Origin of the sequence: Desulfovibrio piger, assembly GCF_951793255.1 — a bacterium.
Classification (GTDB): domain Bacteria; phylum Desulfobacterota; class Desulfovibrionia; order Desulfovibrionales; family Desulfovibrionaceae; genus Desulfovibrio.
Map to the genome: position 1 here is coordinate 353,435 of NZ_OX636706.1, position 15,117 is coordinate 368,551.

13 protein-coding genes and 2 pseudogenes are annotated in these 15,117 nt (G+C 63.3%); 11 read left to right on the plus strand and 4 right to left on the minus strand.

The window, feature by feature from the left end; all coding sequences use genetic code 11:
* Positions 1 to 47 precede the first annotated feature (47 nt).
* A complete protein-coding gene (locus tag Q4I12_RS01760; RefSeq protein WP_289616400.1) occupies positions 48 to 686 on the minus strand; it encodes a hypothetical protein in 639 nt (212 codons plus the stop codon).
* Positions 687 to 834: 148 nt separating this feature from the next.
* On the opposite strand from Q4I12_RS01760, the gene uvrA reads away from it, so the two are divergent.
* The 5 genes and pseudogenes from uvrA to Q4I12_RS01785 all read left to right on the plus strand — a co-directional run bounded on the left by uvrA (position 835) and on the right by Q4I12_RS01785 (position 7,700).
* Complete coding sequence (gene uvrA, locus Q4I12_RS01765) at positions 835 to 3,765, plus strand: excinuclease ABC subunit UvrA (protein WP_297160135.1); 2,931 nt, start codon at positions 835 to 837, stop codon at positions 3,763 to 3,765.
* Positions 3,766 to 4,182: 417 nt separating this feature from the next.
* On the plus strand, positions 4,183 to 6,126 hold the full coding sequence (locus Q4I12_RS01770; protein WP_302260253.1) for a hypothetical protein: 1,944 nt from the start codon (positions 4,183 to 4,185) through the stop codon (positions 6,124 to 6,126).
* Positions 6,054 to 6,422: pseudogene (locus Q4I12_RS01775) on the plus strand (transposase); the annotation flags it as partial. The gene Q4I12_RS01770 and the pseudogene Q4I12_RS01775, both read left to right, overlap by 73 nt.
* 280 nt (positions 6,423 to 6,702) lie before the next feature.
* A complete protein-coding gene (locus Q4I12_RS01780; protein WP_297160414.1) occupies positions 6,703 to 6,999 on the plus strand; it encodes an HdeA/HdeB family chaperone in 297 nt (98 codons plus the stop codon).
* Positions 7,000 to 7,118: 119 nt separating this feature from the next.
* Positions 7,119 to 7,700: an IS1/IS1595 family N-terminal zinc-binding domain-containing protein gene (locus tag Q4I12_RS01785; protein WP_302260254.1), complete on the plus strand. Its 582-nt coding sequence runs from the start codon at positions 7,119 to 7,121 to the stop codon at positions 7,698 to 7,700.
* Between the two features lie 232 nt (positions 7,701 to 7,932).
* Here the strand turns inward: Q4I12_RS01785 and Q4I12_RS01790 are convergent, their stop codons facing one another.
* From Q4I12_RS01790 to Q4I12_RS01800, 3 genes and pseudogenes are all read right to left on the minus strand, one after another.
* Positions 7,933 to 8,520, minus strand: a complete 588-nt coding sequence (locus tag Q4I12_RS01790) for a GNAT family N-acetyltransferase (protein WP_302260256.1) — start codon at positions 8,518 to 8,520, stop codon at positions 7,933 to 7,935.
* 61 nt (positions 8,521 to 8,581) lie between these two features.
* Positions 8,582 to 8,863 (minus strand): hypothetical protein, encoded by a 282-nt coding sequence (locus Q4I12_RS01795; protein ID WP_302262125.1) that lies wholly within the window; start codon positions 8,861 to 8,863, stop codon positions 8,582 to 8,584.
* Between the two features lie 12 nt (positions 8,864 to 8,875).
* Positions 8,876 to 9,037: pseudogene (locus Q4I12_RS01800) on the minus strand (O-antigen ligase family protein); the annotation flags it as partial.
* 937 nt (positions 9,038 to 9,974) lie between these two features.
* Between Q4I12_RS01800 and Q4I12_RS01805 the strand changes: the two are divergent.
* The 6 genes from Q4I12_RS01805 (at position 9,975) to Q4I12_RS01830 (ending at position 15,104) form a co-directional block, all read left to right on the plus strand.
* The gene (locus Q4I12_RS01805) at positions 9,975 to 10,664 is read left to right on the plus strand and encodes an NYN domain-containing protein (protein WP_302260258.1); all 690 of its coding nucleotides are present in this window, start codon (positions 9,975 to 9,977) and stop codon (positions 10,662 to 10,664) included.
* Positions 10,665 to 10,774: 110 nt separating this feature from the next.
* The gene (locus Q4I12_RS01810) at positions 10,775 to 11,515 is read left to right on the plus strand and encodes a basic amino acid ABC transporter substrate-binding protein (RefSeq protein ID WP_006009232.1); all 741 of its coding nucleotides are present in this window, start codon (positions 10,775 to 10,777) and stop codon (positions 11,513 to 11,515) included.
* Positions 11,516 to 11,736: 221 nt separating this feature from the next.
* Positions 11,737 to 12,477, plus strand: a complete 741-nt coding sequence (locus Q4I12_RS01815; protein WP_302260259.1) for a basic amino acid ABC transporter substrate-binding protein — start codon at positions 11,737 to 11,739, stop codon at positions 12,475 to 12,477.
* 248 nt (positions 12,478 to 12,725) lie between these two features.
* On the plus strand, positions 12,726 to 13,466 hold the full coding sequence (locus Q4I12_RS01820; protein ID WP_302260260.1) for a basic amino acid ABC transporter substrate-binding protein: 741 nt from the start codon (positions 12,726 to 12,728) through the stop codon (positions 13,464 to 13,466).
* Positions 13,467 to 13,570: 104 nt separating this feature from the next.
* Positions 13,571 to 14,371 (plus strand): amino acid ABC transporter permease, encoded by an 801-nt coding sequence (locus Q4I12_RS01825; protein WP_006009216.1) that lies wholly within the window; start codon positions 13,571 to 13,573, stop codon positions 14,369 to 14,371.
* A complete protein-coding gene (locus tag Q4I12_RS01830; protein ID WP_006009214.1) occupies positions 14,355 to 15,104 on the plus strand; it encodes an amino acid ABC transporter ATP-binding protein in 750 nt (249 codons plus the stop codon). The genes Q4I12_RS01825 and Q4I12_RS01830 overlap by 17 nt, the downstream gene beginning before the upstream one ends.
* Positions 15,105 to 15,117: the final 13 nt, after the last annotated feature.

A 15,117-nucleotide genomic window follows, 5' to 3' on the forward strand; every position in this document is an offset into this window, starting at 1 on the left:
CGCAAGATGCGAAAAGGGGGCGCCCTGCCGGGTGCCCCCTTCGTCCGTCATTCGATATCCAGCCCGTCGGCGGGCTCGCCGCTGCCCTCCGCATGCGGCCTGACCACCTTCTGGAAACGGTGGCCGTCCCAGCGGTAGCCGATCTCGTTGGCCAGCGGCAGGTAGAGCATGCCGGTCTTGTTCCAGAACACGGGGTGCGCGCGCAGGCCCCCCATGCCCAGGCAGATGAGCACCGAGGGGTTCACATCGTCGGGCACGGGCTGGCCCTTGGCAAAAAATTCCTGGATGTCCGGCTCCTGCGGCACGTCCACGGGCACCGTGCGCCCCGAGGCGTCCACGCGCCACAGCTCCACCGTGCACAGCTCGGTGCCCAGCGTGCCGATGGCCGCCACGGCCGAACCGTCGTCAGCGTCCCGGAACAGACGCAGGGCCACGCCGCTGTCGCGGAAGGGCAGCGCCCGGAACACGATCACGTCCCGGCTCTCGCCGGCCAGTTCCCAGAACTCGCTCTGGCCTTCTTCCAGCAGCTGCTGTTTGTCCTCGTCCTCAAGGCCTTCGGCCGTATTTTCAAAAATGCTCGTGGGCAGGGCGCCGAACGCCTCGCGGGCGGTGAGCGCGCTCTCCTGCGTCAGGCCCGCGGACGGGCACAGCAGCATGAGCATCAGCAGACAGAAAAAAACACGCATAACTCCCCCTTGCCGCGACACTGTCCCGGCTCGTCAAAAATTTTATACGGCCTTCCCCGTCCTTTGTCCATCGCTCCGGGCCGTTTTTCCCGGCGCTTATCAGGAATCCCTCTTGCCAAACAGCGTCGCCACGCTTACATAACAGCCCATGAACAATCCCTGCATCCATATCGAAAAAGCCCGGCAGCACAACCTCAAGGACATCAGCCTGGACATCCCCCGCGACGAGCTGGTGGTGGTCTGCGGGCCCTCCGGTTCCGGCAAGTCCACCCTAGCCTTCGATATCGTCTATGCCGAGGGCCAGCGCCGCTATGTGGAATCCCTTTCGGCCTATGCCCGGCAGTTCCTGCCCCAGATGGACAAGCCGGACGTGGAGAAGATCGAGGGCCTTTCCCCGGCCATCTCGCTGGAACAGCAGAGCACCTCGCGCAATCCCCGTTCCACCGTGGGCACGGTGACGGAGATCCACGACTTTTTGCGCGTCTTCTTCGCCCGTCTGGGCCGCATGTACTGTCCCTCCTGCGGCCGCCCCATCGAGGCCCGCTCCGCCGACGAGATCATCACCGACATCATGGCCCTGCCCCAGGGCAGCAAGTTCATGGTCATGGCGCCGCTGGTGGAACTGCAAAAAGGCACCCATCAGGACAAGTTCAAAAAGCTGCGCGCCGAAGGCTTCGCCCGCGTGCGTGTGGACGGCACCTTCCACACCCTGGACGACGTGCCCGCCCTGGACAAGAACAAGAAGCACAGCATCGACCTGGTGGTGGACCGCCTGGTCAACAAGGACGGCATCCGCGGCCGCCTGGCCGATTCCGTGGAGCTGGCCCTGCGCTACGGCGAAGGCCGCCTGACCGTCCACCTGCCCGACAGGCCCGAAGGGGAACGGGACATCATCCATTCCACCACCTCGGTCTGTCCGCACTGCCATATCTCCCTGCCCGCGCCCAGCCCGCAGCTCTTTTCCTTCAACAGCCCGCAGGGGGCCTGTCCCCGCTGCGTGGGCCTGGGCACCGTGGACTATTTCGAGCCCCGCCTCATCGCGCCCAACCGGGGCCTTTCCCTCAATACCGGGGCCCTGCTGCCCTGGGCCGAGAGCAAACACTTCCAGCGTTACGAGCCCGCCCTGCGCGCCCTGGGCGAGCGCCACGGCTTCACGCTCTCCACGCCGCTGGAGGACTTTTCCGACGCGGCCCTGGCCTGCCTGTTCTACGGCGAGGACGAAAAGGGCCGCCCCGCCGCGCACAGCAGCGGCCTGCGCCGCAACTGGATGGGCGGCAACGTGGCCATGGATGCCACGGGCGACTACCAGAGCGAACTTTTTGCCGGACGCGCCGCCGACGTGAAGGTCAGCGAGGAGCGCTGGCCCGGCGTCATCCCGCTGCTGGAAAAAGGCATGCAGTACGGCGAGGCCTGGCGCGAGATCCTGGCCCGCTTCCGCCAGTCCACGGACTGCCCGGACTGCCACGGCGCCCGTCTCAAGCCCGAGGCCCTGGCCGTGCGCGTGGACGACCTAAACATCGCCCAGTTCTGTTCCCTTTCCGTAGAACGGGCCCTGCAATGGCTGGAAGGACGGCACTTCGACGGCCGCCACGCCCTGGTGGCCGAGCCCCTGCTCAAGGAGCTGACCCACCGTCTGTCCTTCATGCGCAACGTGGGTCTGGAATATCTTTCCCTGGGCCGGGCCATGGCCACCCTTTCCGGCGGCGAGGCCCAGCGCATCCGTCTGGCCTCCCAGCTGGGCTCCGGTCTGGTGGGCGTGACCTATGTGCTGGACGAGCCTTCCATCGGCCTGCACCCGCGTGACAACGAACGCCTGCTGGGCACCCTGCGTTCCCTGCAGCAGCGCGGCAATACCGTGCTGGTGGTGGAGCACGACGAGACCACCATCTGCGCGGCCGACACGGTCATCGAACTGGGGCCCGGTTCCGGCTCCCAGGGCGGCGAGATCATGTTCCAGGGCAGCGTGCCCGAACTGCTGCGCGCCGATACCCTCACGGCCCGCTATCTGCGCGGCGACGCCAGCATCAGCCTGCCCGACGAGCGGCGTGAGCCCCAGGGCTGGCTGACCCTGCACAACGTGACCACCAACAACCTGCGCGGCATCGACTGCCGCTTCCCGCTGGGCGTGCTGACCTGTGTCACGGGCGTGTCCGGTTCGGGCAAGAGCTCGCTGGTGGTGGACACGTTGTACAAGCATCTGGCCATCAGCCTGGGCCAGCGCGTGGACCAGCCCGGCACCATCGCCGGCCTGAGCTACAGCGAGGGGGCCCGCCCCATCGAGCGCATCGTGGCCATCGACCAGACACCCATCGGCCGCACGCCGCGTTCCAACCCGGCCACCTACACCAAGGTCTTCGACGAGATCCGCAACATCTTCGCCATGACCCCCGACGCCCGCAAGCGCGGCTACAAGCCCGGACGCTTCAGCTTCAACGTGCGCGGCGGCCGCTGCGAGGCCTGCGGCGGCGACGGCCAGATCCGGGTGGAGATGCATTTCTTGCCCGACGTCTACGTGACCTGCGATGTCTGCAAGGGCCGCCGCTACAACCACGAGACCCTGGAAGTGCGCTACAAGGGCCTGAACATCGCGGAAGTGCTGGATCTGCCCGTGCAGCAGGCCCGTACCTTCTTCGAGAACTATCCCGTGCTGGAGCGCCGTCTGGCCGTGCTTGAGGAGGTGGGCCTGGAGTACCTGCGTCTCGGCCAGCCCGCCACCACCCTTTCCGGCGGCGAGGCCCAGCGCATCAAGATCTCGCGCGAGCTGGGCAAGCGCTCCCTGCCGGGCACGCTCTACATCCTGGACGAGCCCACCACCGGCCTGCACATGCACGAGGTGGGCAAGCTCATCAAGGTGCTGCACGCTCTGGTGGACAAGGGCGCCAGCGTGGTGGTCATCGAGCACAACACGGACATGATCCTGGCCGCCGACCACGTGCTGGACATGGGCCCCGGCGGCGGCGAGAACGGCGGGCTCGTGGTCTCGCAGGGCACGCCCGAGGCCATCGTGGCCGACCCCGATTCCGTCACCGGCCGCTTCCTGATGCAGGAACGCCGCGACCGCCTCAAACGGCGCGGTTAGACGACTCCCGTTGATGTCGAAGGCTGCCCCCTGCGGGCAGCCTTTTTCGTCTTCCAGTCCTGCCGGATGCTGCGGGCCCCGGATGGGCCAGTGCGAGGAGGAAAAAGGGTGCATGGAGGCCTTTCAAGAGGCTCTCCCTCTTTTATGGCCCTGCAAAAGATACGGACGATTTCCTTTTGCCTCGAGCGCAGTTTTTTTCAGAATGTCCCCTTCCGTTCCCCGCATCATTTCATCAGTCAATAAACATCAAAAACAAGCGTCGCCACTTTTCAGGACATCCTCCATCCCTTTTTCTCTTTCTTCCGCAGTGTCCCGCCCCGCTTCCGTCACCACCAATCCATAGGCAGCGCCCCTTTCCTGTGCTATACTGGATGCGTTCCCGCTCCGGGATCAATCCCTGTGTCTCCAGGAGGCACCATGTCCGCGCTCCCCTTCCTCCACGACCGTCAGTTCTCCCCCCGGCTCTCCCTGGTCTGCCTTGTGTGCCTGCTCCTGTTGCCCGCGTGTCCGGCACCGGGCTCCGACCTCGACGGAACGGCCCATAACCACCACGCCCAGATCAGGGCGGGCGATGCCTACAGCAATGTCTACGGCGTCATGGCCTATGGCGACAGTGCCCGGGCCCGCTACGGCACGGTCGTCAATGACGGCGGTCAGGCCGTGCAGACCTTCGGCGGCTGGTGTTACGGCGGCGTCGCCGACACCGCCTACAACAGCATCGTCGTCAATGGCGGCCGCATCAGTGACAATGCCTACGGCGGATCCGCCCTTGCCACCATGTTTGCCCGAAGCAACAGCAATACGGTCCTCCAGATTGGCGGCGATGTCTCCCATATCGTGGGCGGCAATGCCGACAGCGGCCGCGACAAGGCCCTGGCCGACAGCAATCTCGTCATCATCAAGGGGGGCACGACCGGTACCGTGGTCGGCGGCCATGCATCAGGTCTGCTTGACGGCTCGGCCCGTTACAACCTGGTCAGCATCTCCGGCGGCTCCATTACCAGCGTCGCCGGCGGCAGTGCCACCACGACCAACGGGACAGCCGATGCAAGTTTCAACGCCGTTCTCGTCAGCGGCGGCAGCATCAGGGATCACTTCGTCGGCGGCATCGTCTATGCCAGCAGCAACGGACAGTACGGCGCACGCTACAATGCCGTCACCCTCACGGGCGGCCATATCGGCGGCTATGTCTTTGGCAGCGCCCTCACGGACAGCCTGGGGCAGAACGTCTCCCCCCTGCCCGCTGCCGGCAGCGGCAACAGCCTCAACCTGCTGGGCTGGCAGGGCACGCTCCGGCGTGTGGCGGCCTTCCAGTACCTCAACCTTGCCCTGCCCAACGGCATGCGGCCCGGAGAGACCCTGCTGACACTGGGCAACGAGCAGACAGGGGGCGACCTGCAGGGCAGTACGGTACGCGTTCTGGGTGCCCTGGGGGGCCAGGGCATGCGCATCGGTGACCGGTACACGCTGATAAACAGCATCCATGCCGATGAACTGGCCCTGAGTAACGGCGGTACCGTCCATGATGCGCCCAAGGGCTTCGCCCTGCTCTTCGACGGCAGCATGCAGCGCAACGGTAACTCCATCGACCTGACCATCACCGGCTTGCGGGCCAACCCGCAGATAAAGGCCTTCAACCAGTACCGGGTGGTCCAGATGGCGGCCCTCGACCGGGGCGCGCGCCTGGTGGAAGGCACGGCCCTGGAGCAGGCCCGCAAGGCGGCTGTCGGGCAGGATGCCTGGATGCCCTTCGCGGCCATCCATGGCGGTACGGAACGCTACGGCAACGATGGCCGGGCGGACGGTACCGGCCTGGAACTGGCTGCCGGCCTGGCCCGGAGCTTCACGGGCGAGGCGGGCGACCTGCTGCTGGGCGCGTTTTTCGAATACGGCCAGGCCAGCATCGGCACCCGCGAGGACTTTTCCGTAGGCGACGTCTGCGGCACCGGCAGCGCCCGCTACGCGGGCGGCGGCCTGATGGCCCGCTTCGACCTGACGTCCGGCCTTTTGTCCGGCCTGTACGCGCAGGCCGGCCTGCGGCTGGGGCAGATCAATGGCGACTGGCAGAGCCAGGACATCGCCAGCGTGCTCCAGCAGACGGCCGACTTCGATACGTCCACGGCCTACTACGGCCTGTTCGCCGGCTTCGGCTACCAGTGGCAGGCCACGGAACGCATGCGCCTGGACAGCCGGGCCAGCTTTTTCTGGAACCATCAGGACGGACAGGACATCAGCATCATGGGTGAGGGCGTGTTTGGAAACTTCAGCTTTTATAGTTACAAGAAGGCATGTGGACAAAAAAGGACTGTGCGCGGCAGCAAAAACTCGCGAAGACTGTCAAACGATACCCCAGCGATCTGACGGACAAAGAATGGGCGCTTGTACGTCCTCTCCTGCCCTCTGCTTCCGGAGAAGGTCGGAGGCGCAAAACAGACCTGCGTGAGATCATCAATGCGTTGCGCTATCTCATACGTTCTGGATGTTCGTGGAGGATGCTCCCGCAAGAATTCGGGCCGTGGCAAACTGTCTACTGGTGGTTTCGACGACTGATGAGGCGTTTCCTTTTTGCAACGATACTCGATATTTGTACCATGCTCGACCGGCATCGCCAGAAAAAGACTCTCGCCCCTTCTCTTGCAGTCCTGGACAGCCAGTCGAGGGCATCATCTCGACATCGGAAGCGGCAAAACGTTCCGGCATGGCCCGCTCTACATTCCGCATTCGTGCGAAATCATTCAAGAAATATTGTCCATAATATGTCGATAAAGTGTACGCATATGGAGCGTTACAATGCCGCAATATCTCAAAATGATTGACTTCGTACTTTTGAACTAGTAAATATGCATGGAATGCACCACCGCTAGATGGATGGCGGTCAGGTACACTTTTTCGCCACTACGACTCACAAATTTTTGAACCCTCAGGAGGAATTGGAGAATGAAAAAAAGTCTTCTGGCTGCTCTGATCGCCGCCACACTTTGCATACCTGCCGTGGCTTCCGCAGATGATGAAACCGATATGGCCAAGATAACCTGCAAAGAGTTTTTGAGTGCTGGCGAAAGCGAAATGGGCCTGATGCTAACCTGGATTGATGGCTACATGAGTGCTCGGAGCGACAATACCATGATGAGTAAGGCCTGGATGGAAAAACTGGGCGCTCACATGGCCTCTTTCTGTTCCTCTAATCCCGGCAAAACCATCATGGACGCAATGAACGCTGTCCCATCCAACTAACCTTTCCAAGGCGGAGCGTGTATCCATGGGCTGCACATCCGCTTTACATGTTCCAGCTACTCTCTCGGAGGGTGTTGACAAACTAATGACTTCGCGACATTTATGTGCGATAAGATTACATGAACGAAAAACCGCCATGCCCTAAATGTCAATCAATAGAAGTCGTCAAGAATGGAAAAGTTCAAGGAAAACAAAAAGATAAGTGCAAATCTTGCTCCTTGCAATTTACGAGACTGACTCCTCGCGGTCGGCCTGCACAAGAAAAGGCCATGGCAGTAACCTTGTACACGCTCGGGCTTTCCATACGGGCTATAGCTGGGCTCATTGGGGTTTCTCCGACTGCTGTTTTGAAGTGGATAAAGACATTCGCCAAAACACACTATGAGGACTTCCGCTTCGATCCCATGGATTCCTGCCTGCTCCGCGTGGGCACCCGCCTGAGCTATGAGATTTTCCAGGGCTTCAGTCCCTACGCGGGCGTGGCCTGGGAACATGAGTTCGACGGCACGGCCCGCACGGAACTGAGCAATCACGGCGTGGATGCACCCTCGGTCCCCATGCGCGGCGACAGCGCCGTCTTCATGGCAGGCTTGCAGTGGGATCCCGCTCACAGCTCCCTCCATGTGGACCTGGGGCTCGAAGGTTCCGCGGGTGTCCGGCAGAGCATCGGCGGCCAGGCCCGCCTGGTCTGGGAATTCTGATGGCAGGAGCATCGCCCGCGCCTTCCCGCGGGCACACATAAAAAGAGGCCGGATGTGCAGCACATCCGGCCTCTTGCATAGTATCGTATCATCGATGTCGCAGACGTCCCGGCGGCACGGTGCGGCTCGCCTCAGGTACGGCCGTCCGCCCTCCGAGCCTCTCCTCCAGCCGGAGGAGCCTACGCCGGCAAGGTCTGCCCCGCTCTGCCCGATCACCGTACGAGCCTGAAAGTCATCCCCGGGCGTGGCGGCGCAGCACCTCGTCCACCAGTTCCTGACCGAGACTGCCGAAAGGACGCAGCGGCGCAGGCTCTCCCGCACCCGGCTCCCGCAGGCAGCGGCCGTACCAGACGATGTCGTGCCAGCGGCCCTGCTTCCAGCCCGAGGCCGGGAAATGCCCCAGCAGGGAAAAGCCCGTCGCCCTGTGCAGGGCTTCGCTAGGCTCGTTGGGCACCGCGATGCAGCCATAGGCGTTGACCACGCCCTGCAGGCGCAACAGTTCCAGCAGGGCCCCGTACAGGGCACGCCCCACGCCGCGCCCACGGGCGGAACCCAGCACATAGACGGAACACTCCACGTTCCAGCCGTAGGCCGCCCGCTCCATATGCCGGTGGGCATAGGCATAGCCCAGCACCTGCCCCGACGCCCGGCAGACCAGCCAGGGATATTCCAGCAGCACATGATGCAGACGCGCGCCGAACTCCGCAGCCGTGGGCACCTCGTATTCGAAGGTGATGGCCGTGTCCCGCACATAGGGCGCATAGATGGCCAGCATGGGGAAGACGTCGCCGTCCCCGGCCACCTGCAGGCAAAAGCTCATCGCTCCTCTCCGCCGCCGGGGATGCTTTCCCCGTCTGCGGCCAGCCCGCTGACCACACCGCCTATGCAGATGCCCAGGCTGCAGCCAGCCCCAGCCACCAGATGCGATAAAAGTCATGGCCAAAGATGCCGTTGACCAGCCAGCCCAGGTACCCCAGATAGAACCAGGCCGTCAGACGCCAGTGCAGAAGACTGCCCGCGGCCTCCGCCGCACGCTGCGCCACACCGCCGTCGTGCAGGGCACGGCGGATATGCCTGCCCGCCCACCAGGCGAAGCCCAGCAGGAAGATCATGCCCAGGATGAAGCCGATGATGCCGTGGGCATACAGGATATCCAGATACATGTTGTGCGGGTGGCTGATGGTGATGGCGTCATGGGCCGGGACAAGCCCCAGGGCCCGGAAGCAGGCGTTGTAGCGGTCAAGCCCCGCCCCCAGCCAGGGATGCTCGAGGAAGACCTGCCAGCCCAGGGACCAGAGGCTCCAGCGCCCGTCCCCCGCGATGGTGGACGGATCCATGCGGTGGAAGGACAGCAGGGTGAAGCCCCCCAGCACCAGGAGCAGCCCCAGAGGGCGATGCGTCCCGTCCTGCCGCCCGCCAGCAGGGCCCAGAACACGAAGGCGGAGGCCACGGCCAGGATGCCGCTGCGGCTGGAAGCGCCTTCCAGCAGGAAAAAGGCCGGGATGAAGAGCACCACCCAGACGACCGCCGCGGGCAGGACGCCCAGACGGCGACGCAGCAGGAACCAGCAGGCAAAGGCAGGGATCATGGCCAGCGCCATGTAGTTGCCCACGCTGTAATCCCCCAGGCTGCCGGTCAGGCGTCCGGCGTTGGGCGCATAGCCCATGATGAAGTCGAAGCCGGTCCAGGCCTGCCACATGCCGTCCAGTCCCTGCCAGACACAGGCCAGCACACAGGCATGGACAAGGCGGCGCAGATCCCGTGTGGAGCGCACGCACTCCATGGCGATGAAAGGCAGGATATAGGCCTTGTTGACGCCCATGCCACCATGCAGGAAGGACTGCCAGACGTCCGTGGAGAAGACCACGCCGATGAGGGTCATGGCACCGGCGCAGAGGAAGAGCGGCCAGACCGTGAGACGGCGCAGGACGGAACGGTGCCAGGCGTGCCGGTAATAGAGCAGCAGAAAGATGAAGCACAGCGGCGGCGTCACTTCGCGCCAGCCGTAGCCGATGGGGAACAGGGCCAGGGAGACCCAGAACGTCCAGAAAAGACAGGCATGCCAGAATTCCCCGGGGTCGGCGTCATGGCGTCGCCGGATACGGTCCATCACGTCCGCGACACAGCTCTTCAGTTGCGACATCTTCGGGCCTCCTGTAGTGGGATAGCGGCACCATAGCGGCAGGCTTTGCCGAATTCAAGCCGCCTCTTGCCACCAGTCCCCCGCTGCGCTAAGTAGACTCAACATTTATTTCATAAGCTATTGAGGAGATTATGGCACGTTTTACCGGTTTTGATGAAGTGTACAGCGCCCTGTATGTGGACTTTGACAACATTTACACCCGTTTTCTTGAAGCAGACCCCGAAGCGGCCCGGGCCTTCGGCATGGCCCCCTACCGCTGGGTGCGCTGGATCGAGAACCACGCCCTGCGCATCCTCTACGGTGACGGCGTGCGCCGCCGCATCCTGAAGCGCATGTGTTACCTCAACCCCCAGCGCTATCAGGAATTCCGTTACCATTTCATCCGCAGCGCCTTCCAGGTGGTGGACTGTCCGCCCCTGACCACCCGCGGCAAGACCAGCGCGGACATCCATCTGGTCATGGACTGCATAGATGACCTGTCCCACCCCACCCATTTCGACGAATTCATCATCCTGTCCGGCGACGCGGACTTCACCCCCCTGCTCATCCGCCTGCAGGAACACGCCCGCCGCACCCTGATCCTCTCCGTAGGCTATTCCTCGCCCGCCTACACGGCGGCCGCCTCCTGGCGCATCCGCGAGGACTGGTTCCTGCAGCAGGCCCTCAAGGACGAACGCCCCGAAGATGACGCCGACGCCGCGCCCGGCAATGCTTCCCTGCCCCAGGCCCGTCCCCTGCGCGACACCCTTTCGCGCATGGCCCCCGGCGCCAGCGACGAAGACGACGAGGACGACGGCCCCGCCCCGGGCAACAGCTGGTAAGGCAGTTGACGGCGCTGGCCCTCCCGCATAAGACAAGATATGGTTGGCTGTCCCGGCATGCGTGTGTCACATGCCGGGACCTATCCCATCAATCTTCCGGAGGCAGCGATATGATCCGTAAACTGACCCTTGCCCTGTGCTTCCTTGTCCTCATGTCCTCGGCCGTGGCCGCCAAGACCCTGGTGGTGGCCGGACACTGCGGCTACCCGCCCATGGAATACCTGAACGACAAGAAAGTCCCCACCGGTTATTCCATTGATTACATCAAGGAGGTGGCCAAACGCGCCGGCTTTGACATGAAATTCCGTGATGTGGCCTGGGACGGCATCTTTGCCGGTCTGGCCTCGGGCAACTACGACATCCTGGCCTCCTCCACCACCATCACCCCCGAACGCCAGAAGACCTTCGACTTCTCCGACCCGTATTACGGCGTCGTGCAGGCCGTGGTCATGGCCAAGGGCAAGAAGATCGACAGCCTGGCCGGCCTCAAGGGCCTGACCGTAGGCAGCCAGATCGGCATCACCGGCGTGTTCGTGCTGCAAAAGGCCAACGTGGGCGCCAAGATCAAGGAATACGACGACATCGGTCTGGCCTTCGAAGACCTGGCCGCCGGCCGCATCGACGCCGTCATCGCCGACGACCCCGTCGCCAAGTTCTACGCCAACAAGCGTGAAGACTTCGCCGGCAAGTTCTCCGTGGCCTACCTGCACAAGGATCCCGAATACTTCGGCTTCTGCGTGCGCAAGGGCGAGACCGAACTCGTGAAGCGCATCAACAAGGCCATCGCCGCCATGAAGGCCGACGGCACCGAAGACAAGCTGAAGATCAAGTGGATGGGCTCTGCCGACTAGTCCGGACACCCCGGCCGGCAGCACCGGTCACCATCATATGACATTTCGGAAGGGCCTGCGGGCCCTTCCTGCGTTTCCGGCCCTGTGCGGCGGCCGGAAAATCCCGGAAAACCTATTGACGCTCGGGGCCCGCGCGACTAATAAGACCCAATCCTGGCCGGGCCCGGCACGGATGCCCGGTCCGGTCCAGGCCTTTTTTCCCATTTTCCGGAGGCAGCATTATGTTCCGCAAACTCACTCTTGCCCTGTGCGCACTCGTCCTGATGTGCACTCCCGTGGCCGCCAAGACCCTCGTGGTCGCCGGCAACTGTGCCTTCCCGCCCATGGAATTCCTGACGGACAAGAAGGTCCCCACCGGCTATTCCATCGACTACATCCATGAGATCGCCAAACGCGCGAATCTGAAGATCACCTTCCGCGACGTGGCGTGGGACGGCATCTTCGCCGGTCTGGCCGCCGGTAACTACGACATCCTGGCTTCCTCCACCACCATCACTCCCGAGCGCCAGCAGGCCTTCGACTTCACCATCCCCTACTATGGCGCCGTGCAGGCCGTGGTCATGCCCAAGGGCAAGAAGATCGACAGCCTGGCCGACCTCAAGGGCCTGACCGTGGGCAGCCAGATCGGCATCACCGGCGTGTTCGTGCTGCGCAAGGCCGACGTGGGCGCCAAGATCAAGGAATACGACGACATCGGTCTGGCCTTCGAAGACCTGGCCGCCGGCCGTACCGACGCCGTCATCTGTGACGACCCCGTCGCCAAGTACTATGCCAACAAGCGCGCCGACTTCGCCGGCAAGTTCAACGTTGCCTACCTGCACAAGGATCCCGAATACTACGGCTTCTGCCTGCGCAAGGGCGATACCGAGCTGCTGGAACGCCTCAACAAGGCCATCGCCAGCATGCAGGCCGACGGCACCGAAGCCAAGCTGAAGATCAAGTGGATGGGCGCTGCCGACTAGCCCGGACACTCCGGCCGGACGTCCCGGCCATCCTTCCGTCATCCCAGGGAAGGGCCCACGGGCCCTTCCCTTATTTTTGGCCCGCTGACAGGCGGCCGGGCCCCGCAGGCAGGAAAACTGCGGCTCCGGCGCCCGCCGGGTATTGACGACAGGGGCCTGCGCGGCTAATAAAACCCAGTTTGGCCGGTTTTGGCATGCGGGCGCGAGCCTCAGGCCAGACATCTTCATCAACCTTTGGAGGCAGCATTATGTTCCGCAAACTCACGCTTACCCTGTGTGCTCTCATGATGATGTGCACGTCCGTGGCCGCCGAGACCCTGGTGGTCGCCACCAACTGCACCTATCCGCCCATGGAATTCCTGAACGACAAAAAGGTGCCCAACGGCTATTCCATCGCCTACGCCACGGAAGTGCTCAAGCGTGCCGGTTATGAGATGGAACTGCGCGACGTGGCCTGGGACGGCATCTTCGCCGGTCTGGCCGCCGGCAACTACGACCTGCTGGCCGCTTCCACCACCATCACTCCCGAACGCCAGAAGGCCTTCGACTTCACCGAACCTTACTACGGCGTGGTGCAGGCCGTGGTCATGCCCAAGGGCAAGAAGATCAACAGCCTGGCCGACCTCAAGGGCCTGACCGTGGGCAGCCAGATCGGCATCACCGGCGTGCTCGTGCTGCAGGAAGCCAACGTGGGCGCCAAGATCCGCGAATACGACGACATCGGTCTGGCCTTCGAAGACCTGGCCGCCGGTCGTGTGGACGCCGTCATCTGTGACGACCCCGTCGCCAAGTACTACGCCAACAAGCGTACCGATTTCGCCGGCAAGTTCGGCATCGCCTACCAGCACAACAATCCCGAATACTTCGGCTTCTGCGTGCGCAAGGGCCGTACCGAGATGCTGAACCGCCTCAACAAGGCCATCGCCAGCATGCAGGCCGACGGCACCGAAAACAAGCTGAAGGTCGAGTGGATGGGCACTGCCGACTAGGGCAGCCGCCGCGACCGGCACCGCCGGTCCCCATTTTGTGACAACTGTTCGGAAGGGCCTCCGGGCCCTTCCGGCGTTCCCGCATACAAGGGGCAACCTGTACAATGAAAGACGAAGGGCAAAGCAAAGGCAACATCATCATGGTGACGGACGGCCCGTCCATCCCGAACCCTCGCGAATGGCGGCTCATCAACGCATGGTCCATCGCCCTGTGTGGTGCCATCATCACCCTGGTGCTGCTCTGCACCACCGGGCCGCAGGTCTACCGTGATGCCATCATCTTCCTGCCTGACGGCCTGCTGCTCACCTTCAAGGTGACGGCCTACTCCATCTGCGGCGCCGTGCCTCTGGGCCTGCTGACCGGCCTGGGGCGCATCTCGCGCAACCGCTTTTTCAACCTGCTGGCCTCCACCTATGTGGAAGTCATCCGCGGCATCCCCCTGCTGGTGCAGATCTTCTACATCTACTTCGCCATCTCCATGCTGGTGAAGATGGAAGGCGTGACCTCCGCCGTCATCGCCCTGAGCTTCTGCTACGGCGCCTACATGGGCGAAGTGTTCCGCGCGGGCATCCTGGCCATCCCCCACGGGCAGACCGAAGCGGCCCGCTCCCTGGGCTTCAACCGCGTGCAGACCATGTTCTATGTGGTGCTGCCCCAGGCCTGGCGCACCATCATCCCGCCCGTCGGCAACGAATGCATCGCCATGCTCAAGGATACGGCCCTGGTCTCCGTCATCGGCATGCCCGACCTGATGCAGCGCGCCCGCAGTTTTGCCTCCAAGAGCTACTGCTATTTCGAGTCCTACACCGTGGTCGCCCTGGTGTACCTCATCATCACCCTCATCCTCTCCAAGATCGTCAGCATCATCGAAGCGAGGCTCAATCACTATGACAGAAAAAAATAGCACCGAGCCCATCATCAGCATCCGCCACGTCTGGAAGTACTTCGGACAGCTCCCGGCCCTGCAGGATGTGAGCCTCGATATCGCTCCCGGCGAGCGCGTGGTCATCATCGGGCCTTCCGGTTCCGGCAAGTCCACCCTGCTGCGCTCCATCAACCGTCTTGAAGAGATCGACGGCGGCAGCATCATCGTCAACGGGCAGGACATCAACGACAAGGCCAACAACATCAACGAGATGCGCCGCAACCTCGGCATGGTCTTCCAGCAGTTCAACCTCTTCCCGCACAAGACGGTGCTGCAGAACCTGACCCTGGCCCCGCGCAAGCTGTTGAACATCCCCAAGGCCGAAGCCGAGACCATGGCCCTGAAGCTGCTCAAGAAAGTGGGCATCAGCGACAAGGCCAACGTCTACCCCGCCATGCTCTCCGGCGGCCAGCAGCAGCGCGTGGCCATCGCCCGCGCCCTGGCCATGCAGCCGGACATCATGCTCTTCGACGAGCCCACCTCCGCCCTTGACCCCGAAATGGTGGGCGAAGTGCTGGACGTTATGGTGAGCCTGGCCGAAGAAGGCATGACCATGATCTGCGTGACCCACGAAATGGGCTTTGCCCGTACCGTGGCCGACCGCCTGATCTTCATGGACCACGGCCAGATCCTGGAAATGGGCAAGCCCGATACCCTGTTCAACTCGCCGCGCCATCCGCGCCTGCGCCAGTTCCTGACGCAGATCCTGTAAGCCGTTTCCCGGC